General features: G+C 65.6%; 23 protein-coding genes. 12 read left to right on the forward strand and 11 right to left on the reverse strand.

Annotation, left to right across the window (positions count from 1 at the left end; all coding sequences use genetic code 11):
- Positions 1 to 89: 89 nt before the first annotated feature.
- A complete protein-coding gene (locus tag KYK29_RS01245) occupies positions 90 to 767 on the forward strand; it encodes an alpha/beta hydrolase (protein WP_254689033.1) in 678 nt (225 codons plus the stop codon).
- Between the two features lie 63 nt (positions 768 to 830).
- Here the strand turns inward: KYK29_RS01245 and KYK29_RS01250 are convergent, their stop codons facing one another.
- Both KYK29_RS01250 and KYK29_RS01255 read right to left on the reverse strand, forming a co-directional pair.
- A complete protein-coding gene (locus tag KYK29_RS01250) occupies positions 831 to 2003 on the reverse strand; it encodes a GGDEF domain-containing protein (protein ID WP_254689034.1) in 1173 nt (390 codons plus the stop codon).
- 83 nt (positions 2004 to 2086) lie between these two features.
- A complete protein-coding gene (locus tag KYK29_RS01255) occupies positions 2087 to 3220 on the reverse strand; it encodes an anhydro-N-acetylmuramic acid kinase (protein WP_254689035.1) in 1134 nt (377 codons plus the stop codon).
- 134 nt (positions 3221 to 3354) lie between these two features.
- Between KYK29_RS01255 and tyrS the strand changes: the two genes are divergently transcribed.
- Positions 3355 to 4608, forward strand: coding sequence for a tyrosine--tRNA ligase (tyrS, locus tag KYK29_RS01260; RefSeq protein ID WP_254689036.1), 1254 nt, complete (start codon positions 3355 to 3357; stop codon positions 4606 to 4608).
- A gap of 44 nt (positions 4609 to 4652) precedes the next feature.
- On the opposite strand, the gene KYK29_RS01265 is transcribed toward tyrS, so the two are convergent.
- Positions 4653 to 8042 (reverse strand): DUF3971 domain-containing protein, encoded by a 3390-nt coding sequence (locus KYK29_RS01265; RefSeq protein WP_254689037.1) that lies wholly within the window; start codon positions 8040 to 8042, stop codon positions 4653 to 4655.
- Positions 8043 to 8191: 149 nt separating this feature from the next.
- Between KYK29_RS01265 and KYK29_RS01270 the strand changes: the two genes are divergently transcribed.
- The 4 genes from KYK29_RS01270 (at position 8192) to KYK29_RS01285 (ending at position 12549) form a co-directional block, all read left to right on the forward strand.
- Entirely contained in the window at positions 8192 to 8659 is a 468-nt protein-coding gene (locus tag KYK29_RS01270) for a peroxiredoxin (protein WP_254689038.1), read from the forward strand.
- 22 nt (positions 8660 to 8681) lie between these two features.
- Positions 8682 to 9509 carry a ferritin-like domain-containing protein gene (locus KYK29_RS01275; protein WP_254689039.1) on the forward strand — a complete coding sequence of 276 codons (828 nt, stop codon included), beginning with the start codon at positions 8682 to 8684 and terminating at the stop codon, positions 9507 to 9509.
- An 87-nt stretch (positions 9510 to 9596) separates the two neighbouring features.
- On the forward strand, positions 9597 to 10895 hold the full coding sequence (locus KYK29_RS01280) for a M23 family metallopeptidase (protein WP_254689040.1): 1299 nt from the start codon (positions 9597 to 9599) through the stop codon (positions 10893 to 10895).
- A gap of 166 nt (positions 10896 to 11061) precedes the next feature.
- Positions 11062 to 12549, forward strand: a complete 1488-nt coding sequence (locus tag KYK29_RS01285; protein ID WP_254689041.1) for a DEAD/DEAH box helicase — start codon at positions 11062 to 11064, stop codon at positions 12547 to 12549.
- 79 nt (positions 12550 to 12628) lie between these two features.
- On the opposite strand, the gene KYK29_RS01290 is transcribed toward KYK29_RS01285, so the two are convergent.
- The 7 genes from KYK29_RS01290 to KYK29_RS01320 form a co-directional block, all read right to left on the reverse strand.
- Complete coding sequence (locus tag KYK29_RS01290) at positions 12629 to 12964, reverse strand: TfoX/Sxy family protein (RefSeq protein ID WP_254689042.1); 336 nt, start codon at positions 12962 to 12964, stop codon at positions 12629 to 12631.
- A gap of 3 nt (positions 12965 to 12967) precedes the next feature.
- On the reverse strand, positions 12968 to 14584 hold the full coding sequence (locus KYK29_RS01295) for an NTP transferase domain-containing protein (protein ID WP_254689043.1): 1617 nt from the start codon (positions 14582 to 14584) through the stop codon (positions 12968 to 12970).
- On the reverse strand, positions 14581 to 15279 hold the full coding sequence (locus KYK29_RS01300) for an XdhC family protein (protein WP_254689044.1): 699 nt from the start codon (positions 15277 to 15279) through the stop codon (positions 14581 to 14583). Before KYK29_RS01300 ends, KYK29_RS01295 begins: the two co-directional genes overlap by 4 nt.
- Positions 15279 to 15611: an XdhC family protein gene (locus KYK29_RS01305; protein ID WP_254689045.1), complete on the reverse strand. Its 333-nt coding sequence runs from the start codon at positions 15609 to 15611 to the stop codon at positions 15279 to 15281. Before KYK29_RS01305 ends, KYK29_RS01300 begins: the two co-directional genes overlap by 1 nt.
- 10 nt (positions 15612 to 15621) lie before the next feature.
- Positions 15622 to 16881 (reverse strand): vWA domain-containing protein, encoded by a 1260-nt coding sequence (locus tag KYK29_RS01310; RefSeq protein ID WP_254689046.1) that lies wholly within the window; start codon positions 16879 to 16881, stop codon positions 15622 to 15624.
- A gap of 3 nt (positions 16882 to 16884) precedes the next feature.
- Positions 16885 to 17760: an AAA family ATPase gene (locus KYK29_RS01315; protein ID WP_254690045.1), complete on the reverse strand. Its 876-nt coding sequence runs from the start codon at positions 17758 to 17760 to the stop codon at positions 16885 to 16887.
- Positions 17761 to 17839: 79 nt separating this feature from the next.
- Positions 17840 to 18337, reverse strand: coding sequence for a flavin reductase family protein (locus KYK29_RS01320; protein ID WP_254689047.1), 498 nt, complete (start codon positions 18335 to 18337; stop codon positions 17840 to 17842).
- Positions 18338 to 18503: 166 nt separating this feature from the next.
- On the opposite strand from KYK29_RS01320, the gene KYK29_RS01325 reads away from it, so the two are divergent.
- The 5 genes from KYK29_RS01325 to purB all read left to right on the forward strand — a co-directional run bounded on the left by KYK29_RS01325 (position 18504) and on the right by purB (position 23502).
- Positions 18504 to 19577 (forward strand): ABC transporter substrate-binding protein, encoded by a 1074-nt coding sequence (locus KYK29_RS01325; protein WP_254689048.1) that lies wholly within the window; start codon positions 18504 to 18506, stop codon positions 19575 to 19577.
- The gene (locus KYK29_RS01330; protein ID WP_254689049.1) at positions 19523 to 20587 is read left to right on the forward strand and encodes a P1 family peptidase; all 1065 of its coding nucleotides are present in this window, start codon (positions 19523 to 19525) and stop codon (positions 20585 to 20587) included. Before KYK29_RS01325 ends, KYK29_RS01330 begins: the two co-directional genes overlap by 55 nt.
- Positions 20588 to 20656: 69 nt before the next feature.
- On the forward strand, positions 20657 to 21334 hold the full coding sequence (gene rpe, locus KYK29_RS01335) for a ribulose-phosphate 3-epimerase (RefSeq protein WP_254689050.1): 678 nt from the start codon (positions 20657 to 20659) through the stop codon (positions 21332 to 21334).
- Positions 21331 to 22065, forward strand: coding sequence for a DUF2259 domain-containing protein (locus tag KYK29_RS01340; RefSeq protein ID WP_254689051.1), 735 nt, complete (start codon positions 21331 to 21333; stop codon positions 22063 to 22065). Before rpe ends, KYK29_RS01340 begins: the two co-directional genes overlap by 4 nt.
- Positions 22066 to 22194: 129 nt before the next feature.
- A complete protein-coding gene (gene purB / locus KYK29_RS01345) occupies positions 22195 to 23502 on the forward strand; it encodes an adenylosuccinate lyase (RefSeq protein WP_254689052.1) in 1308 nt (435 codons plus the stop codon).
- 45 nt (positions 23503 to 23547) lie between these two features.
- On the opposite strand, the gene KYK29_RS01350 is transcribed toward purB, so the two are convergent.
- Positions 23548 to 24354 carry a DUF2189 domain-containing protein gene (locus tag KYK29_RS01350; RefSeq protein ID WP_254689053.1) on the reverse strand — a complete coding sequence of 269 codons (807 nt, stop codon included), beginning with the start codon at positions 24352 to 24354 and terminating at the stop codon, positions 23548 to 23550.
- 164 nt (positions 24355 to 24518) lie between these two features.
- Here KYK29_RS01350 and KYK29_RS01355 point away from each other — a divergent pair, with 164 nt between their 5' ends.
- Positions 24519 to 25076, forward strand: coding sequence for an RBBP9/YdeN family alpha/beta hydrolase (locus tag KYK29_RS01355; RefSeq protein WP_254689054.1), 558 nt, complete (start codon positions 24519 to 24521; stop codon positions 25074 to 25076).
- Positions 25077 to 25102: the final 26 nt, after the last annotated feature.

Genomic DNA, 25102 nt, shown 5'->3' on the forward strand with positions numbered 1-25102 from the left:
TTCTAAAGTAGGTTCTAGAAAAGCTGACTTGTTTAGTCAAGACTGCAATTGACAAGAACCCGTTCCAGAACTGAACATCCGGAGTGAGAATGCCCGAAATCATCTTCAACGGACCCGCCGGTCGCCTCGAAGGCCGTTACCAGCCGTCCAAGCAGAAGAACGCCCCGATCGCCATCGTCCTGCATCCGCATCCGCAATTCGGCGGCACGATGAACAATCAGATTGTCTACCAGCTCTTTTACATGTTCCAGAAGCGCGGCTTCACGACGCTGCGCTTCAATTTCCGCAGCATCGGCCGCAGCCAGGGCGAATTCGACCATGGCGCGGGCGAACTGTCCGATGCCGCCTCCGCGCTCGACTGGGTGCAGAGCCTGCATCCCGATTCCAAGAGCTGCTGGGTCGCCGGCTATTCCTTCGGCGCCTGGATCGGCATGCAGCTTCTCATGCGCCGGCCGGAAATCGAAGGCTTCATGTCCATCGCGCCACAGCCGAACATCTATGACTTCTCCTTCCTCGCGCCCTGCCCGTCCTCCGGCCTGATCATCAATGGCGACGCCGACAAGGTCGCACCGGAAAAGGACGTCAACGGCCTGGTCGAGAAGTTGAAGACCCAGAAGGGCATCCTCATCACCCATCGCACCTTGCCGGGCGCCAACCATTTCTTCAACGGCCATGTGGAAACGCTGATGGCCGAATGCGAGGATTATCTCGACCGGCGCCTCGCCGGCGAACTGGTCCCCGAGCCGGCCGCCAAGCGTATCCGCTGACGGCGCCAACGTCGGCATGAATCGAAAAAGCCCGGTGACACCCGTCGCCGGGCTTTTTCCGTCTCAGGCCTGCCTCAGGATTTCAACGACCGCCGGGCCGCCTGCCTCCCGCACGCAATTGCGTCCGGCATTCTTGGCCGCATAAAGGGCTTCATCGCAGCGCGCCATCGCGAAATGCAACGGCTCTCCCCGGCTGATCGCGGCAACGCCGAAGCTTGCCGAAACGCGGGCCTCCACCGGCAGGCCGCAAATGGAGGTCAACGCATGGCTCGCCCGCAGCGCCTGTGCGAAAAGTGCGGCGGCGGCCTGTTCCGTCTGCGGCAGGATAAGCGCGAATTCCTCGCCGCCGATCCTGGCGGCCAGCGCGCCTTCCGGCGCTGCCTCCCGCAACCGGGTCGAGAAGGCGCGAATGACCTGGTCGCCCGCCTGATGGCCATAGCGATCGTTGACGGACTTGAAGTTGTCGAGATCGCACAGGACGAGACTGTGGGAGCCCGGCTGCGCCAGCAGCATGTCGGCGCGACTGTCAAAGCCGCGACGGTTGAGAAGACCCGACAGCGGATCGATCTCCGCATTCCTGCGTTCCTGCGCCAGCACGTCGAGCACGAGCACCCAGAGGAGCGCCAGCCCGAGCGCCACGACCATGACGGCGGTCGTGCTCTGGGAGAAGAGTGCAAACCGGCTGGCGATATAGCCGCTCGCCGTGCCGCCGGCGCCGGCCAGAACGGCGAGAAAGGCCTTGGCGATGAAATGCAGGCTCGTCAGCGCCAGCATGACGACGAGCGCGCGGTCGACGCCGTGGCATTTTTCTGCCCGGCGCACCGCATCCATGCTCCAGGCCACCGCCACGGCGAAAGGCAGCTGATAAAGAATGGCATGCGGAAACGCCCCGCGCGGCAGATCGTAGATCGCGCAATCGAGCGCGACGAAAGCGACGAAGAGCAGCGCCAGAACGGCGAGGTTGGTCGAGGTCCCGTAAAGACGTCCGATGCCGACGCGCAGCAAAAGCAGGCCCGCAAGCAGGCTGGCGAAAGCGAGGATCGCCCAAACCCGGGTGAACGGCAGTATGGCGACCAGAAGTTCACAGATCGCCGACAGCGATGCGACGCTGAAAGCGGCGGCCAGCCAGCGCGCGGCAATACGATTACGGCTACGAACGGAAACCGCAAGAAAGGAAAGACAGAAACACTGGGCAATGAAAAAATTCACCGCCAGCAGGAAAGCCGCGCCACTCATGGACCATCCCAGGCAAGGCCGCCGGCCCGGACGATTCCGGTCCGCATCCGAACGATGCTAGCGGAGCTGAAACGAAAAAACCGTTAATCCTGCCGCGCCGGCTTTTTCGCCTGCAGGCCGCCCGTCACCGGCTTTTCGACGCCGGTCGTGCCGGGAAAGGTCAGCGGCAGGCCGGTGAGCGAGCGAACGGCGAGATAGGCCCAGGCCTCCGCCTCCATGCTGTCGCCATCGAACCCCGCGACTTCGGCGGACACCACCCGCGCGCCCTCCATCCCGGCCAGCCGGGCAAGGTCGCCCATGATCGTCCGGTTGAGCCTGCCGCCGCCGCTGACGACATAGAGCGACGGTCGCGCCGGCAGATGGCGCGCCGACAGGACGATCGCCGACGCCGTGACATGGGCAAGGGTCCGCGCGCCATCCTCAAGGGTTGCAGCGCTTCCCGCAGGCGGACGAAAATCGTTTCGGTCGAGCGAGCGCCTGACCGGATCGGTAAAGAACGAATGGGCGAGATAGCGCTCCGCCAGCGCCGTATCGACACGGCCTTCGGATGCGATCATGCCGTCCTGGTCGAAGGGAACGCCGGCATGGGCCTCCACCCATTGGTCGATCAGCGTGTTGCCCGGCCCGCTGTCAAAAGCGAGTATCTCGCCCGAGGCGCCGATGAAGGTCAGATTGGAAATTCCGCCGATGTTCACGAAGGCGACGCCCGCTTGCGGCCTCTCCGTCAGTCCGGCCGCCAGCGCCGCATGATAGACGGGGATCAGCGGCGCGCCCTGCCCGCCGTGGCGCATGTCGTTCGCCCGCATGTCGTAGACGACGTCGATCCCGGTCTTGCGGGCGAGCAGCGCCCCGTCGCCCAGTTGCACCGTCAGCCCTTCCATCGGCCTGTGCAGCACCGTCTGGCCGTGAAAGCCGATCACCGCCACGGCCTCCGCCGTCAGCTCGTTTTCTGCAAGGAAGCTCCGCACCGCCTCCGCATGGCGCAACGTCAGCTCCCGTTCGATTTCGGCAAGGTCGCCCGGACGTTCCTCGCGCCGCCCGATGGCCTTTGCGGTTTCCAGAGCCGCCTGCAACCGACGGCGGAAGGCGGCGTCATAGGCAAAGCTCGTCGCCGGCCCCCGCTCGACCATCCGCTCGCCGTCCGTGCGCAGCAACGCGATATCGATGCCGTCGAGGCTCGTGCCGCTCATCAGACCGATCGCCGTCCGCATCGTCATGGATTTCGCTCCCGAATCGTTCCAGCGCACTTTTAAAGTGATTATGCGCGGGAAGGATGCTAAACGCCCGGCGGTCCCGGCGGAAACATTTCCCAGCAGGCATTCCACAGGAAGCATCCCGAGAAAGACAGGCCATGTCCGAATTCAAGTCAGATTTTCTTCGCACGCTGAAAGAGCGCGGCTTCATCCATCAGATCTCCGATGAAACCGGCCTCGATGATCTTCTCGCCAGGGAAACCGTGACCGCCTATATCGGCTTCGACCCGACGGCGCCCAGCCTTCACGCCGGCGGCCTCATCCAGATCATGATGCTGCACTGGCTCCAGCAGACCGGCCACCGGCCGATATCGCTGATGGGCGGCGGCACGGGCATGGTCGGCGATCCTTCCTTCAAGGACGAGGCGCGCCAGTTGATGACGCCGGCGACCATCACCGACAATATCGCCGGCATCAAGAAGGTCTTCTCCCGGTATCTGACCTATGGCGACGGCCCCCGGGATGCGCAGATGGTCAACAACGCCGACTGGCTCATGACCATCAATTATCTGGAATTCCTGCGCGATGTCGGGCGACACTTCTCGGTCAACCGAATGCTTTCTTTCGACAGCGTGAAGCTGCGGCTCGAACGGGAACAGTCGCTCTCCTTCCTGGAATTCAATTACATGATCCTCCAGGCCTACGATTTCGTCGAACTGAACAAGCGCTACGACGTGCGGCTGCAAATGGGCGGCTCCGACCAGTGGGGCAACATCATCAACGGCATCGACCTCGGCCATCGCATGGGCACGCCCCAACTCCACGCGCTGACCTCGCCGCTGCTGACGACCGCCTCCGGCGCGAAAATGGGCAAATCACTCTCCGGCGCTGTCTGGCTGAATCCGGAAATGCTGTCCGCCTACGACTTCTGGCAATACTGGCGCAACACGGAAGACGCCGACGTCTCGCGCTTCCTGAAGCTCTACACGACGCTGCCGATGGACGAGATCGCGCGCCTCTCGGCGCTCGGCGGCTCCGAAATCAACGAAGTGAAGAAGATCCTCGCCACCGAGGTCACCGCCATGCTGCATGGCCGCGACGCCGCCGAACAGGCGGCCGAAACCGCCCGCAAGACCTTCGAGGAAGGGGCGATCGCCGAGAACCTGCCCTCCATCGACATCGCCGGGAGCGAGCTTGAGGCGGGCCTCGGTCTTCTCACGCTTCTGGTGCGCGCCGGCCTTGCCGGCTCGAACGGCGAGGCGCGGCGGCATGTGCAGGGCGGCGCCGTGCGCATCAACGACACGCCGGTTTCCGACGAGCGGCGCACGGTCGGTTCCGTCGACCTGACCGGCGACGGCGTGATCAAGCTCTCGCTCGGCCGCAAGAAGCACATCCTCGTGCGTCCCGCCTGAAGCAAAAACAGCAGGATCATGGAAAGTCGCCTTCGGGCGGCTTTTCACTGGAACTCGAAAATACCGCGAAAGACCCCTGGAGCGATGATCGACAGGGGATTGATCGCCAGTTGCGGCTTGTGCAACGCGCCGGTGAGCTTGAAGGTGATGCCGATCAGGCCGCGGTCGCGACCGTTGCCGAGAATGACGCCGATCAGCGGCAGTTCGGCAAAAAGCCGGTTGAGCCCGTAGGCGGGCATGAAGGTGCCGGTCATGTCGATCCGGCCATTGGCGTCGCGCACCGTGCCCTGGAAGGTCGCACCGACCGTCTGGCCCCGCAGGACGCCGCCGTCCAGGCTGAGCGCGCCCCCGCTGACGCGCAGCCGCGCAAACCCGCGCTGGAAACTGACGGCGCTCACATCGATATCGCGACGCACCGCATCGTTGAGGCTTTTTCCGCCCTCTCCGGCCGGTGTCGAGACGAGCGACCGCAGCCGCTCTTCCCCGACCAGCGAGAAACGGCGGATGTCCACGGAACCGATCCAGTCGTCGGCGGTGGTTTCCCGCAGACGCAGGTTGAGAAGCCCGCCCCGCATGTGACCATAGATGTCGGCGAAGCGGGCAAGCGCTCCTGCGTCGCCGCTGGTCAGTTCGATCACTTCCCCGTTACCGCGTCGCACAAGCGAGGCGATAACCGGCGCATTGCCGTCTGTAACGGCCGAAAGATCAAGGGCGGAGATCCGCCGGCCGGCGCTTTCGTAGCGAAGCTGCACGTTTGAAAGTCCCTCGCCATTGAAGCCGAGGGCGCGTTTGAGATCGAGGCGCACGGCCAGCGCCTGCGCCTTTCCGCCCGGCTTGCCATCGCCCGTGCTGTCCTTGATTTGCGCCAGCACGGGCCGCAGGTCGGCCGCCTCCCCCTCGGCCACCGCAAGATAGCCGCCCTTGTCCCGCGTCAGCCGCAAGCGGAAATTATCCTGCGCCGACAGCTTGACGGTCGAAAAACCGGCGCTGTCGAGCACGCCGCCGCGCAATGCAAGATCGCCCCCGATGCTGAAGCCGTCGCCGGAGAAGCTGAACTGCGACACTTTCGTGAGATCATTCTCCGTGGTGGCCGTAAAGGACGCGCGGGCGGCGATCCCCGCACCTTTCGTCCAGCCGATCCATGGCAGCGTGACCACCGCCTTGCCGAGGTCCGCCTCGATCAGGCTCACCCCGTCGCCTTCCTGCTCCATCCGCACCGCCATCGGTCCCCGGACGATATCCGCAAGTCCCGGCAGCAGCCTGCGGCGCGCCGCGTCGTCCAATGTGCCCGAAAGCGTGATCTGCCGCTCAGCGCCGGCTTCCCGGTCGACGGGCTCCGTCAGCGCGATATCCATGGCGACGCCGTCGATGCTTCCCCTGGCCTTGAGTTCGGCGCGGGCCGGCGTGATGGCGAGCGTTCCATCGATCCCGGCGACCGCGCGGCCGTCGATGGGCTTGTTGACATCGACCCCGTCGAGAACCAGATCCACCGTCCATTCGGGCGGCGGCGGATGATGCGCGGCGATCAGGCCGAAATGCGCCTTCACGTCCGCCTTGACCGTTCCGGAAAAATCATCCGGCGCAAAACCCGTCGAGGGCAGGACACGGATCGGGCGATAGGTCACCAGTTCGGCGACCGCGTCGGCATCCCCGGAAACGTCGATGTCCATATCCGCCATGAGGGGTTTGCGATAGCCGTCCGGCAGGACGAAGGTGCCTTCCTCCAGCGCCACCGTGCGGCCGGAGGGAAGATAGGCGGTGCCGCCACTGATCATAATTTCGGTGCGCGCGCCGCGCAGCCGGAACCGGCCTGAGGTATCGCGTATCGGCGGGATCTCGCCGGCCACATTCATGCGCGCGCCCTCGATATCGAAATCGATCTTCAACTCGTCGGCGTCGAGTTCGAGCTGCGTTCCCGGCTCGTACTCCCGGTCGGCGGACAGAAAAACCTCGATGCGGCCATTTGTGACCGTGCCGCCGAAAATATTCTTCGCCACCCAGCTGCGCGCGGTTTTCGCCATCCAGTAGGGCCAGAACTGCTTGACCGCCGCCGATTGCAGCCGGTCGGCGATCATCACGAAGCTGACCTGCGGATTGGCGTCGCCGAAATGGGTGGCGAGCGAGCCGGCGAAGGCTCCCTTTTCACTGGAAACCGCCAGTTCCTCGAAGAACAGGTCGCGGCTTGCCGGCAGATAGTAGCCGCTCACCTTCGCATCGAAACGGATCGGCGCTTCATCCGTATCGACGGGGCGGCTCACCGCATCGCGGAATACGAGGTCGATGGCGAAGCCCTTGTCGCGGCGATCCGATACCCGATCGAGATCGATCAGCCCGCCCGTGAAGGGGAAAAGCGATTGGCCGATCCCGACGGTCTTCGAGGCAAGCTCGATCGATCCCTTGTCGAAACTGTAGCTCGCGCGAACGGTGGCGGGCTTCACCTCGGCAGCGATACCGTCGGCGTAGAGCGTTCCCAACGACAGCGCGATATCCAGGCCGAGCGAAGGATCGCCCTTGCCCTTCCGGGCAGCATGGATACGGATATCGGCCATGCTGCTGAGGCCGATATGCGGTTCTCCCTCCGCATCGCGCATCAGCAGAAATGTATCGAGCGCCACACCGCGGACCGTCCCGTCCAGCATCGCCAGCGAGGCGTCGCGCTCCGAAGCCGTCAGGTCGATCTCGCCCGCACGGCCGTCGAGCGTGAAGCGGCCCTTGATCGCCATCGTGCCATTGCCGTCGCGCGTGAAGTCCACGCGTGGAACGGCCAGCGTCACCGGCCGGCCGCCGGGCGCCCGCATGGCGATGCTGAAATCGGAGATGCGCACGCGCTGCATGCCGTTGCCGACGATCAGCCGCCGCATGCCGTCGAGACGCTCGAAAGCCTGTTCCAGATAATCCGGCACGTCGGAAATCCGTATGGCCTCCAGATCGACCGGATCGCCACCGGGCAACAGCGCCGTATCGAATCGCGCTCCGTCGAGATCGAGCCGCGTGACGGCTATCCGGCCGGAGGCGAGCGCCAGCGGGTTGAACACCAGCGCCACGGACGCGGTGGTCGCCAGTTCCTGTCCCGTCTCCACATCGACGATGCGGGCGTTCTCGGCCTTGAGCGCCAGGCACCCGAGGCTTGAAAAACGCAGCACCGTGTGGTCGACCGAAGCGCTGTAGCGCGGGCCAAGAGCGGTGTTGAGCGCTGCGACCGCCCGCGCGTTCAGCGGACGGTCGAGAAAGCCCGTTTCGACGAGGCCGACCAGCAGCCCGCCAAAGAGGACGACGACCGCGACAAGGGCCGCCAAAACGCGGCAGACGATCCCCGTGCGGGAGCGTGTCGCGTGCAGCACGATCGGATCGATCGCTTGCGCGGACGGCAATTCATGCAAGGCGACCACGTCCTCCTTGCGGAACACCACCTTCTCGCCGCGGATTTCTCCCATGCCCTGACTGCGCCCTTTAAACCTTGCGTAAGCCGCATTCGCGCGAAATCGGCCCTTTGCATCGCTCGCCGCTAGACGATTCTGCCTGTCACTATATATGCGGGATGCCGGCCCATGACTCAAAAAGCCGGCCAAAGAAAGGAAATCCGATGGCGGTACTGGTTCCGGGCGCTGAAGCGCCCGATTTTACGCTTCCCCGTGACGGCGGCGGAACGATTTCGCTGGCCGGCTTTCGCGGCCGTCCGGTCGTACTGTTCTTCTACCCGAAGGACGACACCCAGGGCTGCACGCTGGAAGCCCGCGACTTCACCGCGCTGATGCCCGCCTTCGAAGCCGCCGGCGTCGGCCTGCTCGGGCTGTCCCCCGATCCGGTCACGAAACACGACCGCTTCATAGCCAAGCATGACCTTGCCGTCCCGCTCGCCTCCGACGAAACCCACGAGGTTCTGGAAGCCTACGGCGTCTGGAAGGAAAAGAGCATGTACGGCCGCCGCTATATGGGCGTGGAGCGCACCACCGTTCTCATCGACGCGGAAGGCCGCATCGCCAGGATCTGGCCGAAGGTGAAGGTCAAGGGCCATGCCGAGGCCGTTCTCGAAGCCGCTAAAACGCTTTAAATAAAGTCAGCAAAGAAATGGAATGCCTGAAAATTTAAAGATTGAAAGCCTGCGGGGCGGCGCCACGGCGGCCATCGCCGCATCCGACCTCGATTTCAAGACCGCGCTGACGCAGGAGACCGCGCGGCGATGGTTCGCCCGCACCCTTTCGATCCGGTCACCGCGCGATCCGGCCCTCGCCGATCGGCCGGGCCGGCCGGAAAGACCCGTCCTGATTCCGCCGAAACACATGGAAAAGCGCTCGCTGCACACCCTCAAGGGCCGCATCGCCCTGTTGCACGCGCTCGCCCATATCGAATTGAATGCGGTCGATCTGGCGCTCGATATCGTCGCCCGCTTCACGATGGAGCGGGTGCCCCATTCCTTTTTCGACGGCTGGATGCAGGTGGCCTTCGAAGAGGCCAAGCATTTCCGCCTCGTCCGCGACCGGCTGCGGGAACTCGGCGCGGACTACGGCGACCTGCCCGCCCACGACGGACTGTGGCAGGCGGCACAGGACACCCGCAACGACCTGACCGCGCGGCTCGCCGTCGTGCCGCTCATCCTGGAGGCCCGTGGCCTCGACGTGACGCCGGCCCTCCAGGCCAAGATGCGCGAGACGGGCGATCATGCCAGCGCCGCCGTCCTCGACATCATCTACAACGACGAGAAGGGCCATGTCGCCGTCGGCGCCAAATGGTTCCGGTTTCTCTGCGCGCGCGAGAAGAAAGACCCTTCGGCGACGTTCAAGGCGCTGGTGCGCGCAAATTTCCGTGGCCCGCTGAAGCCGCCCTTCAACGATGTCGCCCGTGCCGAGGCCGGCCTGACGCCGTCCTTCTATCGCGCTCTGGTTTCCGTCAGCCAGAGCTGAGGTGCGTGCGCAAGCAATGCTTTATTAACCCTAACGATGTGTAATTCCCCTCAGGGAGACCAGCAAGAATCGGTCGGGGAGTTCCTTGTGTCTGAGCGTTCTGAAAACCGCGTCTTCGGAAAACGCAAGCAACAGCATGTCGTGATCCTCGCAAGCGGTGACCGGATCCGCCACATGACCATCCGTCCGTGGATGACCGCGGTGGCCTTCTGCTGCACCGGCATGTTCGCCGTGGGCTATTTGGCCGCCACCTCCTATCTCGTGCTGCGCGACGACCTGATCGGAGCCACCATGGCCCGGCAGGCCCGCATGCAGCACGATTACGAGGATCGCATTTCCGCCTTGCGGGCGCAGGTCGACCGTGTCACCAGCCGCCAGCTTCTCGATCAGCAGGTGGTAGAGGAGAAAGTGGAGAAGCTGATGCGTCAGCAGCTTGCCCTTTCGGCCCGCCACGGCAAACTGGACGCCCTGCTCAACCGCGCGGAAAACGCCGGCCTCCCGACAACCGCCAGCGTGCCGGACCCGGAACGAAAGCCGGTCATCGGCGAACGGCAGGCCGATGCCGGCGGCGCGCTTCGCGCCATCGAGGTGATCACGGCAACGACATCGCCATCCGCGCGCAAGACCGCAAAGCTCGCCTATGCGGCCGAACCCCAGACCGTCGCCGATCGCGCCGACCGCCTGTTCTCCCGGGTCACGCTTTCGCTGAAAGACATCGAAAGCGAGCAGATCGTCCGCATCCAGTCGCTGGCCGCCGACGCCTCCGAAACCGCCGACGCGATCCGCACCATTCTGCGCCGCACCGGCGTCGAAGTGACGGAGCCCGACCAGAAGGACCCGGATGCCGATATCGAGGCGATGGGCGGCCCCTTCGTGGAGCCGGTGGCGCAGGAGACCTTCGAAGAATCCATCAATGACCTCGACATGGCGCTCGCACGCCTCGATACGGCCCGCAGGACCGCCCGGCAGCTGCCCTTCGGCAATCCCTCACCGGGCAGCGACATCAGCAGCCGCTTCGGCAACCGGACGGATCCGTTCCTCAAGCGGCTGGCGCTGCATGCCGGCATCGACTTCCGCGTGCGCAGCGGCACAAAGGTTCGCTCCGCCGGGGCCGGCACGGTGACCGTCGCCGGCCGCACCGGCGGCTATGGCAACATGGTCGAGATCGACCACGGCAACGGCCTGACCAGCCGCTACGCGCACCTTAAGCGCGTTCTCGTCAAGATCGGCGATTCCATCGACACCTCCGACATCGTCGGCCTGTCCGGCACGACGGGGCGTTCCACCGGTCCGCATCTTCATTACGAGGTTCGCCGCAACGGCAAGGCCATCGATCCCATGCGCTTCCTGACGGCCGGCATGAAGCTGACGACCTATATGGAGTGATCCGCGTTCGGCAGCCCGGATGCGCCCTTTCGCGAAAGAATTTCTGCTTTTCGCCGTTTTTCTTGACTTTCCGGCGCTTTGGGCATATGTGCGCTGCAACCCGTGGCGTCACGCCCTCGGAACTCCCCAATGTGTTCGCAAGAACCGGAACGGAACAGTTTTCCCTTTGACCACTTTTGCTGATCTTGGCCTGAGCCCGAAAGTTCTTTCTGCCGTCACCGACGCAGGCTATACGATCCCGACGCCGATCCAGGCAGGGGCCATTCCACTAGCCCTTTCGCGGCGCGATATTCTCGGCATCGCCCAGACCGGAACCGGCAAGACGGCCTCCTTCGTCCTGCCTATGCTGACCCTTCTGGAGAAGGGACGCGCCCGGGCCCGCATGCCGCGCACGCTGATTCTCGAACCGACGCGCGAACTGGCGGCCCAGGTGGCGGAAAACTTCGAGAAATACGGCAAGAATCACAAGCTCAACGTCGCGCTGCTGATCGGTGGCGTTTCCTTCGACGAGCAGGACCGCAAGCTGGAACGCGGCGCCGACGTGCTGATCTGCACCCCCGGCCGCCTGCTCGATCATAGCGAACGCGGCAAGCTCCTGATGACCGGCGTCGAAATCCTCGTCATCGACGAGGCCGACCGGATGCTCGACATGGGCTTCATCCCCGATATCGAGCGGATCGCCAAGCTCATTCCCTTCACGCGCCAGACCCTGTTCTTCTCGGCGACGATGCCGCCGGAAATCCAGAAACTCGCCGACCGCTTCCTCCAGAACCCCGAGCGGATCGAGGTGGCTCCGCCCTCCTCCACCGCCAAGACGGTCACCCAGCGCCTCCTCGCCGCCCACGGCAAGGATTACGAGAAGCGCGCCGCCCTGCGCGATCTCATCCGCGCCCAGGAGAACCTGAAGAACGCGATCATCTTCTGCAATCGCAAGGTCGATGTCGCCGATCTTTTCCGCTCCCTGAGCCGCCACGGCTTTTCGGTCGGCGCCCTGCATGGCGACATGGATCAACGCTCCCGCACGACCATGCTGGCCAACTTCAAGGACGGCAACATCCAGTTGCTCGTCGCCTCGGATGTTGCCGCCCGTGGTCTCGACATCCCGGACGTGAGCCACGTCTTCAACTTCGACGTTCCCATCCATGCGGAAGACTATGTCCACCGCATCGGCCGCACCGGCCGTGCCGGCCGCTCCGGCGCCGCCTTCACACTCGTCTGCAAGCGCGACACGAAATATGTCGATGCGATCGAAAAGCTGATCGACCAGAAGATCGAATGGCTGAATGGAAGCATCGACGCGCTGCCGCCGCAGGCCGAAAGTGAGGAGCACGAGCCCTCCCGCCGCGGACGGGGACGCGATCGCGACCGTTCGGGTAGCCGCCGGGGAGAAAGCCGCACGGCGACACCCCGCACCGGACAGAATGCAGCCGAAGAAAAGGTGGACGCCGTGAAAGCGGAACGCAAGCCGGAAAACCGCTCGCAGGAGCCCGCACGCAACCCGCGCGCCGTCAACCACAATGCGCCGCGCCCGGCCAATGACGATCATCTTCGCGACAGACGCAACCGCTATCGTCGCGACGAGGACGACGGCCCGACTCCCGTCGGTTTCGGCGACGAGATCCCGGCCTTCATGCTGGTTGCCGGCAAGGCCTGACAGGGGCCGGTGCAAGGCCGGCGAGAAACCGATGGCGGGATAGCCGCCGCCGGATTCCATGACGAACACGCGTCTGACCTTATCGCAATCCGCCCGATGCCGTCCGCAAGGCGGCCTCCCAGGCCCGCCGCACCCATAGTGCCATGATGTCGGGATCGTCGAACGCTTCCTCCGGAACGGACCAATAGGGCATGCGCACCGGCGCGCCGCCTTGCCGGCGGCAATAGGCCCATTGCCGGCAGCCGGCGGCGGAAAACGCCGGCGCGCTTCGGTCATCCGCCTTGAGCAGCATCTCCCCGTCGACCTCCAGCGCGAGGATGCGTCCCGCGTGATAGATTCCCTTGCCGCCGAACATACGTCTCACGGTCACGGGACCAAGCACCTGAAACATCTCCGCGATTGCCACCTCGTCCATCGCTCAGTCCTTCAGGATCCCGCCGGCCGCCAGAACGGCCTCCGGCGTGTCCACATCGATGCGCGCCGCCTCACCGATCTCCACATCGATGACCTCAAGGCCGGCGCTTTCGACGATATGACGCGCACCGACATCTCCCTCCAGCTGTAGAACCGCCGGAAAGACACGGCGCGGCAGGACCACGGGATTGCCCCGCTGCCCACCCGCAACCGCCCGGACGACGGCATGGCCGCCCGCCTGCCGGAAAGCCTCGATCAGCCGGAAGATATCCTTGCCGGTGACATTCGGCATATCGGCCAGCAGGATCACCGCGCCATGATAGTCCGGCGCCAATGCGGCGACGCCCGCTCCAAGCGAGGCCGACATGCCGAGCGCATGATCGCGATTACGGACGATTTCGACGGGAAGTCCGGAAAGCGCGGCCTCGATTTCCTCCGCCCGATGGCCGGTGACGACGACGACCTGTCCGGGCCGGGCGGCAAGCGCCGCCTCCGCCGCGCGGCGCACAAGTGCGATACCGTCGAATTCGGCAAGCAGTTTATGCCGTCCGTCCATCCGGCTCGCCGCGCCGGCGGCAAGCAGGATCACCGCGACCGGCAGCGGTTCCTGCGCGTCCGCCTTGCGCATGTCGCGTGGTTGCGGCCGGCCCGGAATTTCGGCAAGCAGCCCGCCGACCCCCATGCCGGCGATTTCATGGGCGCCCGGATTTTCGCCGGCGAAGATGCGCGCCAGAACCCAGTCGAAACCGTTTTCCCGCGGACTGCGGGCACAGCCGGGCGCACCGACGACCGGCACCCCTCCAAGCCGGCCGAGGACCAGAAGATTGCCGGGATCGACGGGCATTCCCACCCGCTCCACCGCACCGCCCGCCGCCCGGATCGCCGCCGGGATCACGTCGTTCGGATCGGAAGCCGCGGAAGCGCCGAAAATGACGACGAGGTCGCTTGCCGACACCGCGCCGGAGATCGCCGCAGCCACATCGGCCGTACGATGCGGCACCCGCGTTTCGCCGACCAGCCGGCTACCGGAGGGCTGGAGCCGCTGCTCGAAAAGCCGCCGCGTCTTGTCCATGACCGACGGCTTCAGCGACCGCAGTTCGGTGGCGATCATCGCGACGCGGCGGGGCGCGAAGGGCTTGACGCACAGGGCGTCGCTTCCCGCCACGACCGCCGCCGCCCGGCGCACCAGTTCGCCCGGCACCGCCAGAGGGATGATCTTGATCGTCGCCACCATGTCGCCTGCCGCCACGCTCGCATGATCCGCGACGGTGGCGATGGTGATCGCCGGATCGAGGCGATTGAAGCGGTCGACGAGCGCACGGTCCACCACGAACAGGCCGTTGGCGGCGGCATGCAGGTTGAGACGTCCCGTCGATGGCGGCGCAAGAACGAGGTGGTCCGGTGCAATCGCCTCGGCAATCGCCGCCGCTGCGGCATCCTCGTCGATATCGCCCGGTTCGAGGCGAACGGCGATGACGCTTTCGATGCCGGCCGCCGCCAGGGCGGCGCGGTCCGCAGCCGTTACCGCATGGCCCTTGCGCAAGGTCAGGCCCGCTGCGCGGATGCTGTGCGCAAGCCGCGTACCCTCGCTTTGCGAAACCGAAACCTCGCCGTAGATCATGGCGCGTCCTCCCGCAACGGCCGCCGGCGCAGCGACCGGATGATATCGGCAAGAATGGCCACGGCAATCTCCGGCGGGTTCGCCGCGCCGATATCGAGGCCGATCGGCGCGGAAATACGCGCGATGTCGGCAGCGTCAATACCGAGGGCCGTGAGCCTCTCCACCCGCCGGGCATGGGTTTTCCGGCTGCCGAGCGCTCCGACGTAGAAGCAGCCGGCGCGCAGCGCCTCGGCCAGCGGATGGTCGTCGATCTTCGGATCGTGCGTCACGGCGACAAGCGCCGTATAGCTATCGAGCGGACGGAGCTTCAATACGTCCTCCGGCCACTCCGCGACAAGATCGACGCCCGAGAACCGCTCTGCGGTGGCGAAGGCGCTGCGCGGATCCACGATCGTCACCGCAAAGCCGGTGCTCTCCGCCATGCCCGCCAGCGTCTGGCTGATATGGACGGCGCCGATGATGACGATTTTGGGAGGCGGCAGATGGATATTCAGGAAGAACGACCGCCCCTCGACCTCGGCCACGCCGGATTTTCCCGAGCGGAATGCCGCCGCCACGGCCTCGCCAAGCGCCCCGGCCACCGGATCGCCCTCACGGATCACCCGGTCGCGGCCCCCCTCTAGCTCGGTCAGGTGGAGGACGGCGCGCCGCGCGCGCCGCTCCCGGTTCAGCTTGCGCAGGAGATGCGGATCCATCAGCCCAGCCGCTCCACATAGACACGGATGCGCCCGCCGCAGGAGAGCCCGACCCGCCAGGCCGTCTCGTCGACGACACCGAAATCCAGCATACGCGGTTCCCCCGTCCCGATCACCTCCATCGCCTCGCCGATCACCGCCCCCTCGACGCAACCGCCCGATACCGAGCCATGGAAATTGCCGTTTTCATCGACCACCAGATGGCTACCGGCCGGACGGGGGGCCGAACCCCATGTGTCGACGACGGTGGCGATCGCCACCATGCGTCCATCATCCATCCATCGTTCGGCAATCGACAGCGGATCGAGATCGTCGTCTGCAATGCCCTCCATCGCCTCCTCCCTATCTCCGTGGCGCGAATCGTCGCGGATCGCCGCTCTCGCGCGCCGCCTTTCCCGAAAGCGCCGACACCAGATCGCCCATGGCTTCCAGATTGTGAACCGGGCGCAACTCGTCCACATGCCGCAGCATCGTCCGCACGCCGCGTGCCCGCGGCTCGAAGCCGTCGAAACGCAACAGCGGATTGAGCCAGACGAGCCTGCGGCAGGAGCGATGCAGCCGATCGATCTCCTTCTCCAGCAAAGCGACACCGTCGCGCTCCAGACCGTCCGTGATGACGAGAACCACCGCGCCCTGCCCGAGAACCCGACGGGACCAGAGCCGGTTGAACGTCTCCAGCGCCTCTCCGATACGCGTGCCGCCGGACCAGTCGCTGACGGCGCGGCTGCATGCGTCCACCGCTGCATCCGGATCGCGGCTTCGCATCTGGCGGGTGACATTGGTGAGCCGGGTGCCGAACAGGAAGGCATGCACGCGCCGCCGGCTTTCGCCGAGCGCATGCAGGAAATGCAGGAAAACCCGAGTATACTGGCTCATCGAGCCGGAAATATCGGCCAGCACGACAAGCGGCGGATGAACGGTCTTCGGCGCACGATAGCGCGGCACGATCAGGTCGCCGCCCGTGCGCAACGCCTGGCGCATGGTGGCGCGCGCATCGATCGCCGCCGGCCGGTTGGCGCGGCGAAAGCGGCGCGTCGGAACCTCGTCCATGGGCAACACGAGGCCGGCGATCGCCCGCTTCGCCGCCTCCAGTTCCGCCGCCGTCATCTGGGCGAAATCCCTGCGGCGCAGCGCCTCGCTGGCGGAAGTGGTGAAACGGGCGTCGATTTCGATATCCGGCTCCTCACGCGGCGGCCGCACATCAGGACGATTGCCGAACAATGCATCGGAAACCCGGGTCTCGCCGGCCTTCTTCTCCCGCTCCACAGGACGCGTCACCACCGGCGACATCATGGCGATCATCTTGCCGACGAAATCGCGCGGGCGCCAGAACAGCCGGAACGCCTCGTCGAAAACGGCGTCGTCTTCGTGGCGCTTCACCAGCGTGGCATGAAGGGCGGTGTAGAATTCCTCGCGGTCGCCGATGCCGATGGCCTCCACCGCCGCTATGGCGTCCGTCACGGCGGCAGGGCCGAGGCGCAGCCCCGCATTACGCAGGACCCGGGCGAAATAGACGATATTGTCGGCAAGCCGGCCCGCTCCCGCGGGCGTATCGGGAGAAAGCGCATCCGGTTTTCCATCAGGCAACGGTGCGCTCGCCATGGCTCACTCCGCCGCCGCCAGATCGGCCTTGACGGTCTCCAGCAGTTTGCGCCCTTCCGCCCCTTCGATCCGCGCGATGTCGTCCTGATATTTCAGGAGCGCGCCGAGCGTATCGGACACGGTCTCGGGATCGAGCGCCGTACGGTCGAGTTCCGTCAGCGCCGTCGCCCAGTCGATGGTTTCGGCAACCCCCGGATTCTTGAAGAGATCGAATGTCCTCAGCTTCTGGACATAGGCCACCACCTGCCGCGACAGCACGTCGTTGCAGTTCGGCACCTTGCGGCGGATGATTTCCAGTTCCTGCCCGGCCTGCGGATAATCGACCCAGTGGTAGAGACAGCGGCGCTTCAGCGCATCATGCACCTCGCGCGTGCGATTGGTGGTGATGATGACGATCGGCGGTTCGGCGGCGCGTATGGTTCCCAGTTCCGGAACGGTCACCTGGAAATCCGACAGAACCTCCAGCAGGAACGCCTCGAATGCCTCGTCGGTGCGATCGAGTTCATCGATCAGGAAGACCGGCGCGCGCCCGCCCGGAGCGGACAGCGCCTGCAACACCGGACGGCGGATCAGATACCGCTCGGAAAAGATATCCGCCTCGATACTGTCCCGATCCGTCGTTCCGGCCGCCTCCGCAAGACGGATTTCCAGCATCTGCGCCGGATAGTTCCATTCATAGACCGCCGAAGCGACATCCAGCCCTTCGTAGCATTGCAGCCGGATCAGCGGCCGGTCGAGGACGGCGGCGAGAACCTTGGCGATCTCCGTCTTGCCGACGCCCGCCTCCCCTTCGAGAAACAGCGGCCGCTTCATGCGCAGGCAAAGAAAGACCACGGTCGCAAGCGCGCGTCCGGCGAGATAGTTCCCGGCCGCGAGCATTTCCGCGGTTTCCGCGATCGTCGTCGGTTGACGGCCCGTTTCGTAAGCCACGCTGCGCCTCCGTCCTCAAGCCGGAAACTTACAGCGCGCGATAGCTCCGGTCCATATAGAGAAGCGCGGGTTTGTGTTCCCCGAAGGTCAGGCTCATCACTTCCCCGATGAGAATCATATGCGTGGCCACGACCTTCAGCTCGATCAGCCGGCAATCGAAGCTCGCAAGCGTTCCCTTCAGCACCGGCGCTCCGGTCACCAGCTCCTGCCAGTCGCCGATGGCGAAGCGCTGTTCGGACGTCAGCGACGGGTTGCGGCCCGAAAAGGTATTGGCAAGCTCGATCTGGTCGTCGGCAAGCGCATTGAGCGCGAAATTGCCGCTTTTGCGGAAGATCGCATTGCTCGGGTTGGAGACGTTGAGGCAGGCAAGCACGGTCGCCGGATTGTCGGATACCGAGCAGGCGGCGGTGATGGTCACACCGCGCCTTTCGCCCTCATGCGCCGTCGTCACGATTTGCACATGGCCGGCATAACGGCTCATCGCATCCCGATAGAGCGACGGTTCCGGCATCAGTCTGTCCAACACGGCAGTCTCCTTTTACACTGGAGATACAAGGGGAAAATGAAGAAAAATGTAACCCCTGCGACGGAATTTTCCGGTTCGGCGAAAATGCTGCGCCATAGCGGCCGATCTTTTGCTTTGACGGCGCGGATGCGATCCTTACAAGGAACGGGATGATTACGGAATAGCGATGAAGACCGCCCTCCTTTTGCCGGTTGCCCTTTGCCTGCTTGCCGCTCCGGCCTTCGCCGACGGGCTGACGCTCGCCGTCGTCGCACCGGTCGAGGGGCCGCTGGCGATCCTCGGCCGGCAGATCCTCGACGGCGCACGCTTTGCGGCCGAGGCGAACGGCGACCGGATCGCCGTGATCCCCGAAGCCTGCGACGAGGAAAGGGACAGCGGCCTTGCCGCGCAAATCCGCGCCACGGGCGCCGACGCGGCCATCGGCTTTCTCTGCACCGAAGGGCTTGCGCACGCCCTGCCCGCCCTTGCCGAAGCGAAGGTGCCGGCGATCACGCTCTCGGTGCGCTCCGGCATCCTCATGGAGGACGCGCTCAAGAAGGGCAGGCCGCTCTTTCGCATGGCCCCCGATCCGAAGGCGGAAGCGACGAGGGCCATCGAGGTCATCGCAAGGGACTGGGCGGCCGAGCCTTTCGCCCTGATCGACGACGGCACCATCCACGCCCGCGAACTGGTTGAGGCGATCCGGCTCCGGCTGGAGGAACGCGGCCTGAAGGCGACCTTCGTCGACACCTTCCGGCCGGGACAGGAGCAGCAGATCGCGCTGGTGCGGCGTCTTGCCAAAACCGGGGTGACCCGCGTCTTCATCGGCGGCGACCGCGCCGACACCGCCGTCATCGCCCGCGACGCGGCCGCCGAGAAGAGCAGACTGCGCCTTCTGGGTTCGGAAGCGCTGATGGCGCCCGATCAGGGCGTTCCGCTTGCCGACGGCGTCGAGGCCATCGCGCTTCCGGATCATGCGGCGCTGCCGGAAGGCGAAGCGGTCGCGCGCGCCATGCGCGAAAGCCGGATCGTTGCCGAAGGCTATGTGCTGCCGGCCCATGCCGCCGCGACGCTGGTCGCCGCGGCGGCGGCGAAAGGCGGCGACCTCGTCGAGGCCATCACCGGCGGCCGCTTCGAAACCGCTATCGGACCGGTCGCTTTCGACGCCGATCACGAATTGCGCGACAATCCCTATCGCCTGCTGCAATGGCGGGGGACCGCCTTCGTCCCGGTCGACGACCGGCCGGAGGACACGCCGTGAAGCCCGGAGCCCGCAACAGCATCACCGATGTCGCGGGGCTTCTGGTCGGCAACGCCGGCGATACCGCCCTGAAATCCGGCGTCACGGTCATCGTCGCGGAAGAACCGGCGACCGCCGCCGTGCAGGTGATGGGCGGAGCTCCCGGCACGCGGGAAACCGACCTGCTCGAACCGCATAACACCGTCGCGGCCGTGGATGCGGTGGCGCTGTCCGGCGGCTCCGCCTTCGGCCTCGATGCCGCCTCCGGCGTGCAGGCGGCGCTGCGCGAGGCCGGCCGCGGCTTTGCCGTCGGCCCGGTCCGCGTCCCGATCGTCCCTGCGGCGATCCTCTTCGACCTCATCAACGGCGGCGACAAGGCCTGGGGCCGCTATCCGCCCTATCGCGATCTCGGCCATGCCGCGACCCGGGCCGCCGCCCGGGATTTCGCGACGGGAAGCGCCGGCGCGGGCCTGGGCGCGCTCACCGCCACCTTCAAGGGCGGGCTCGGCACCGCCTCCGCCGTGCTCGAATGCGGTTTCACGGTCGGCGCGCTCGTCGCCGTCAATGCGCTCGGTTCGGCGACCGTCGGCAGGACCCGCCATTTCTGGGCCGCCCCCTTCGAGGAGAACCGCGAATTCGGCGGCCTCGGCCTTCCGCATCCCTTTCCGTCCGAGGCGCGCAATCCGCTCACCAAGATGTCGCAACAGCCGACATCGGTGGAAAACACCACCATCGCGGTGATCGCCACCGACGCGCCCCTGACCAAGGCGGAAGCCAAACGGCTCGCCATCGCCGCCCACGACGGTTTTTCCCGCGCGCTGTGGCCGTCCCATACGCCGCTGGACGGCGATCTCGTCTTCGCGCTTGCCACCGGCCGCCAGCCGCACCCGCCGGAGGCCGCCGACTTCATCGCGCTCTGCGCAGCGGCGGCGGCGACCATGGCGCGGGCGATCGCGCGCGGCGTCCACGACGCCGTCCCGCAGCAAGGCGATCTCCTGCCCGCCTGGTCGCAAGCGCCCGCCCTGCGGTGATTTCGTCCGTTGTTCCCCTTTGCCGGGGATGATATGCCCACGGCAAACCCACCCTGAACGGAGCCTGCCATGACCCGTCCCATCCGGATCGCCCCCTCCATCCTCGCCGCCGACTACGCCCGGCTCGGAGAAGACGTCCGCGACGTGGTCGCCGCCGGCGCGGACTGGATCCATCTCGACATCATGGACGGTCATTTCGTTCCCAACATCTCCTTCGGCCCCGACGTGGTGAAGGCGCTGCGCCCGCATACGGACGCATTCTTCGACTGCCATCTGATGATCGCGCCGGCCGACCCCTATCTGGAGGCTTTCGCCAAGGCGGGCTGCGACGGCATCACCGTCCACGCCGAGGCCGGTCCGCATCTCGACCGCTCGCTCCAGGCGATCCGGGCGCTCGGCAAGCGCGCCGGCGTCGCCATCAATCCCGCGACCCCGGAAAGCGTGCTCGATTATCTCCTCGACAAGATCGACCTCATCCTCGTCATGACCGTCAACCCCGGGTTCGGCGGTCAGAAGTTCATTCCCGCCATGGCGGAGAAGCTCCGCCGCGTGCGGGCGCTCGTCGGCGACCGGCCCATCGATATCCAGGTGGACGGCGGCATCGCGCTCGACACCATCGCCACGCCGGCCGGCGCGGGTGCGAATGTCTTCGTCGCCGGATCGGCGATCTTCGGCGGCGGCGATGTCGACGCCTATCGCAAGACGATCGCGACGCTGCGCGCCAATGCCGAAGGCGCTGTCCCGTGACGGCCCCGGTCAGGGCGTTCGCCGGCCTCGTCCTGTTGCTGCTCCTTGCCGGAGGGGCGACGGCGGGCGATTTCTCGACCTTCCGGCCGATCGGCTTTTCCGATGACGGTTCGGTCTTCGCCTTCGAGGAATTCGGCATCCAGGACGGATCCGGCTTCCCCTACTCCAATATCTATTTCATCGACACGGAAAAGGACGCTTTTCTGGCCGGCACCCCGATCCGCATACGCCTCGACGACGAGGCCGCCGGCCTTGATGACGCCCGCGCCGAAAGCCGGGAAAAGGCCCGGCCGCTCGTCGAGCGCCATCGGCTGTTTTCCAATCCCGGCGTGCTCGCGGCCTTCAATCCGATGGGCGAGATCACCGCTGACCGTCACAGGATAGAATATCTGCCGCATGCCGTTGAGCCCACGCCCGGCGGCAGCTATGCGCTCGCGCTGGACGAAATCGCGCTCGATCTGCCGGAAAAATGCACCAACCTCACCCCGGAAGGCGGCAAGGGATTTCGCCTGCGCCTCGTCCGGCGTGACGGCGAAGACATCGACCGGACGATCCACGAGGACGCGCGCATTCCCGACAGCCGCCATTGCCCGCTTTCCTACCAGATCGCCGGCGCGATGACCCATCACGCCTTCGGCAGCGATCCGGTGCATATCGCGCTGGTGCTCGTGCGCAGCTTCGGCTTCGAAGGCAGCGACGGCCGCTGGATCGCCGTACCGTTCAAACCCTGAGCGCAAGGCCCGGGCGCCGGCTGCTTCCGGCAGCCGCAAGCCTGTGGCTTGCCCGGCCAATGCGTTGAGCTTGGCGGCCATCTTTGCTAAAGCGGCGCAACATCCACCCCCAAGGAAAGTCTAGAACCGATGATCCCTCGCTATTCCCGACCCGACATGGTCGCGATCTGGTCGCCCGAAACGAAGTTCCGCATCTGGTTCGAAATCGAGGCGCACGCCTGCGACGCGCTGGCCGAACTGGGCGTCATCCCGAAGGACGCGGCCCGAAACATCTGGGAAAAGGGCGGCGCAGCCACCTTCGACGTCGCCCGCATCGACGAGATCGAGGCGGTCACCAAGCATGACGTCATCGCCTTCCTGACGCATCTGGCCGAGATCGTCGGTCCCGACGCCCGCTTCGTGCATCAGGGCATGACCTCTTCCGACGTGCTCGACACCTGCTTCAATATCCAGCTCGTCCGCGCCACCGATATCCTGCTTGCCGATCTGGACCGGCTTCTGGCGGCGCTGAAGCGCCGCGCCTTCGAGCACAAGGACACCATCACCATCGGCCGCTCGCACGCCATCCATGCCGAACCCACGACCTTCGGCGTGAAGATGGCGCTGGCCTATGCCGAGTTCGAGCGTTGCCGCACCCGCCTCGTCGCGGCGCGGGAGGAAATCGCCACCTGCGCCATTTCCGGCGCTGTCGGCACCTTCGCCAATATCGATCCGCGCGTCGAGGAGCATGTCGCCCGCGCGCTCGGCCTTGCCCCCGAGCCGGTCTCCACGCAGGTCATCCCGCGCGACCGCCACGCCATGTATTTCGCCACGCTCGGCGTCGTCGCCTCCTCGATCGAGCGGCTGGCGACCGAGATCCGCCATTTGCAGCGAACCGAAGTGCTGGAGGCCGAGGAATATTTCTCCCCGGGCCAGAAGGGCTCCTCGGCGATGCCGCACAAGCGCAACCCGGTACTGACGGAAAACCTGACGGGTCTTGCCCGCATGGTCCGGGCTTTCGCGATCCCCGCGATGGAGAATGTCGCCCTCTGGCACGAGCGTGACATCTCGCATTCGTCGGTCGAGCGCATGATTGGCCCCGATGCCACGGTGACCCTCGACTTCGCGCTGGCGCGGCTCACCGGCGTTATCGACAAGCTTCTCGTCTATCCCGAGAACATGATGAAGAATCTCGACAAGTTCCGCGGGCTCGTCCATTCGCAACGCGTGCTCCTGGCGCTGACCCAGGCCGGCGTCTCGCGCGAGGACAGCTATCGCCTCGTCCAGCGCAACGCCATGAAGGTCTGGGAAGAGGGCAAGGATTTCCTGGAGGAGCTCCTGGCCGATTCCGAGGTCCGGGCCGCTCTTTCGGAAGAGGAAATCCGGGAGAAATTCGACCTCGGCTACCATACCAAGCACGTCGATACGATCTTCCGCCGGGTCTTCGGCGCGGTGTGACACGATCACCCGACGGGCGGCGGTGACCGCCGCCCGTCGGCGCCCTTATCGTGTCCGCTCGTCGACGACGATCTTGCGATAGAGATGCCAGGTGGCATGACCAAGGATCGGCATGACGACGGCGAGGCCGACGAAAAGCGGAATGGTGCCGACAATCAGCAATGCGGCCACGATCAGCCCCCAGCAGACGATCGGCAGCGGATTGACGAGAGTGGCGCGCAGCGAGGTTTCCACCGCCACGACCGCACCGACATCGCGGTCGATCAACAGCGGAAACGCGATCACCGAGGTCGCCAGCACCACCAGCGCGAAGCAGAAGCCGATGGCGTTGCCCGCCAGCATCAGCAACTCGCCGTTTTCCGTGCCGAAGACCGAGGCGAGGAAGAGCGAAAGCGATTGCGGCGGCTGCGGACCGAACAGGCTGACATAGAGCGCCTGCGCCGTCAGCAGCCAGACGAGAAACAGCACGAGCAACATCGCACCGACCGCCAGGATCGCCGGCAGCGCCGGTGAATGACGCAATTCCAGCGCATGACGCCATGAAGCGTCGAGCCTCAGTTCGCGCCGGCGGCTGATCTCGTAGAGCCCGACCGCCAGAAGCGGCCCGAGCAGCGCAAAACCCGCAATCAACGGAAAGACCAGAGGCAGCATATTCGCCCCGGAACTCCAGGTGACGAGCACGACGCCGCAGATGGGATAGATCAGGCTTATGAAGACATAATGCGAGGGCTTGGCGAGAAAGTCGTCCAATCCCAGCGACAGCGCCTCGCGCACGTCGTCGAGCCCGATCCGCCGGATTACCGGACGCATCACCGTTTCGTCCGGTCCCGCCATTACATGAAATGTCGTCATGAACGCTTCTCCTTGCCGGCTGTGCCGCCACGAGAACCGCGGGAAACGGACATCCGCCACCACGCTGAACCGCGACTGGCCTTGTCATTCGTCAATCATACAGGAAAGGCGCAGAATGTGCTGCCCTCTTGACTTCAGGACTTCGTGATCGCACATGCCAGGGCATGAAAGCCTCCGAAGCCGATATCCTGATCGTCCCCGGTTACAAGAATTCCGGACCCGACCACTGGCAAAGCCGCTGGCAGTCGAGGCTCCGCACGGCACGGCGGGTCGAGCAGGCGGAATGGGCAAAGCCGGTGCGCGAGGACTGGATACGCCGCCTCGTCGAGGACGTCGAAAAGGCGACAAGGCCGGTGGTGCTGGTCGCCCATTCGCTCGGCGTCGCCGCCAGCATCCACGCCGCGCCGGAAATCGCCGGCAAGGTGGCCGGCGCATTCTTCGTCGCGCCGCCGGATGTCGCCAACCCGAAAATCCGGCCGAAGCACTTCATGACCTTCGGCCCCTACCCGCGCGAGCCGCTCCCCTTCCCCTCGGTCGTCGTCGCCAGCCGCAACGATCCGTTCGGCTCCTACGAGCATGCCGACGACATCGCCGCCGCCTGGGGTTCCCTGCTGCTCGATGCCGGTCATTCCGGTCATATCGATACCGATTCCGGCCACGGCCCCTGGCCGGAGGGCACGATGGTCTTCGCGCGCTTCCTCTCGCGCCTCAGGCCCGCCTGAAAGGCCGCCTTACACCATTAAGGGGA

This window comes from Shinella daejeonensis, assembly GCF_024281235.1.
In the GTDB taxonomy this organism is placed as follows: domain Bacteria; phylum Pseudomonadota; class Alphaproteobacteria; order Rhizobiales; family Rhizobiaceae; genus Shinella; species Shinella daejeonensis.

What these genes read in the sequence shown, in the direction of transcription:
- KYK29_RS01355 (WP_254689054.1), top strand. Translation starts at nt 24,519, where the DNA reads ATGAAAGCCTCCGAAGCCGATATCCTGATCGTCCCCGGTTACAAGAAT.
- KYK29_RS01265 (WP_254689037.1), bottom strand. Translation starts at nt 8,042, where the DNA reads ATGGGAGAAATCCGCGGCGAGAAGGTGGTGTTCCGCAAGGAGGACGTG.
- KYK29_RS01305 (WP_254689045.1), bottom strand. Translation starts at nt 15,611, where the DNA reads ATGGAGGGCATTGCAGACGACGATCTCGATCCGCTGTCGATTGCCGAA.
- KYK29_RS01270 (WP_254689038.1), top strand. Translation starts at nt 8,192, where the DNA reads ATGGCGGTACTGGTTCCGGGCGCTGAAGCGCCCGATTTTACGCTTCCC.
- KYK29_RS01290 (WP_254689042.1), bottom strand. Translation starts at nt 12,964, where the DNA reads ATGGACGAGGTGGCAATCGCGGAGATGTTTCAGGTGCTTGGTCCCGTG.
- rpe (WP_254689050.1), top strand. Translation starts at nt 20,657, where the DNA reads ATGACCCGTCCCATCCGGATCGCCCCCTCCATCCTCGCCGCCGACTAC.
- KYK29_RS01325 (WP_254689048.1), top strand. Translation starts at nt 18,504, where the DNA reads ATGAAGACCGCCCTCCTTTTGCCGGTTGCCCTTTGCCTGCTTGCCGCT.
- KYK29_RS01250 (WP_254689034.1), bottom strand. Translation starts at nt 2,003, where the DNA reads ATGAGTGGCGCGGCTTTCCTGCTGGCGGTGAATTTTTTCATTGCCCAG.
- KYK29_RS01300 (WP_254689044.1), bottom strand. Translation starts at nt 15,279, where the DNA reads ATGGATCCGCATCTCCTGCGCAAGCTGAACCGGGAGCGGCGCGCGCGG.
- KYK29_RS01245 (WP_254689033.1), top strand. Translation starts at nt 90, where the DNA reads ATGCCCGAAATCATCTTCAACGGACCCGCCGGTCGCCTCGAAGGCCGT.
- KYK29_RS01310 (WP_254689046.1), bottom strand. Translation starts at nt 16,881, where the DNA reads ATGGCGAGCGCACCGTTGCCTGATGGAAAACCGGATGCGCTTTCTCCC.
- KYK29_RS01350 (WP_254689053.1), bottom strand. Translation starts at nt 24,354, where the DNA reads ATGACGACATTTCATGTAATGGCGGGACCGGACGAAACGGTGATGCGT.
- KYK29_RS01315 (WP_254690045.1), bottom strand. Translation starts at nt 17,760, where the DNA reads ATGCTCGCGGCCGGGAACTATCTCGCCGGACGCGCGCTTGCGACCGTG.
- tyrS (WP_254689036.1), top strand. Translation starts at nt 3,355, where the DNA reads ATGTCCGAATTCAAGTCAGATTTTCTTCGCACGCTGAAAGAGCGCGGC.
- KYK29_RS01255 (WP_254689035.1), bottom strand. Translation starts at nt 3,220, where the DNA reads ATGACGATGCGGACGGCGATCGGTCTGATGAGCGGCACGAGCCTCGAC.
- KYK29_RS01295 (WP_254689043.1), bottom strand. Translation starts at nt 14,584, where the DNA reads ATGATCTACGGCGAGGTTTCGGTTTCGCAAAGCGAGGGTACGCGGCTT.
- KYK29_RS01275 (WP_254689039.1), top strand. Translation starts at nt 8,682, where the DNA reads ATGCCTGAAAATTTAAAGATTGAAAGCCTGCGGGGCGGCGCCACGGCG.
- purB (WP_254689052.1), top strand. Translation starts at nt 22,195, where the DNA reads ATGATCCCTCGCTATTCCCGACCCGACATGGTCGCGATCTGGTCGCCC.
- KYK29_RS01330 (WP_254689049.1), top strand. Translation starts at nt 19,523, where the DNA reads ATGGCGGGGGACCGCCTTCGTCCCGGTCGACGACCGGCCGGAGGACAC.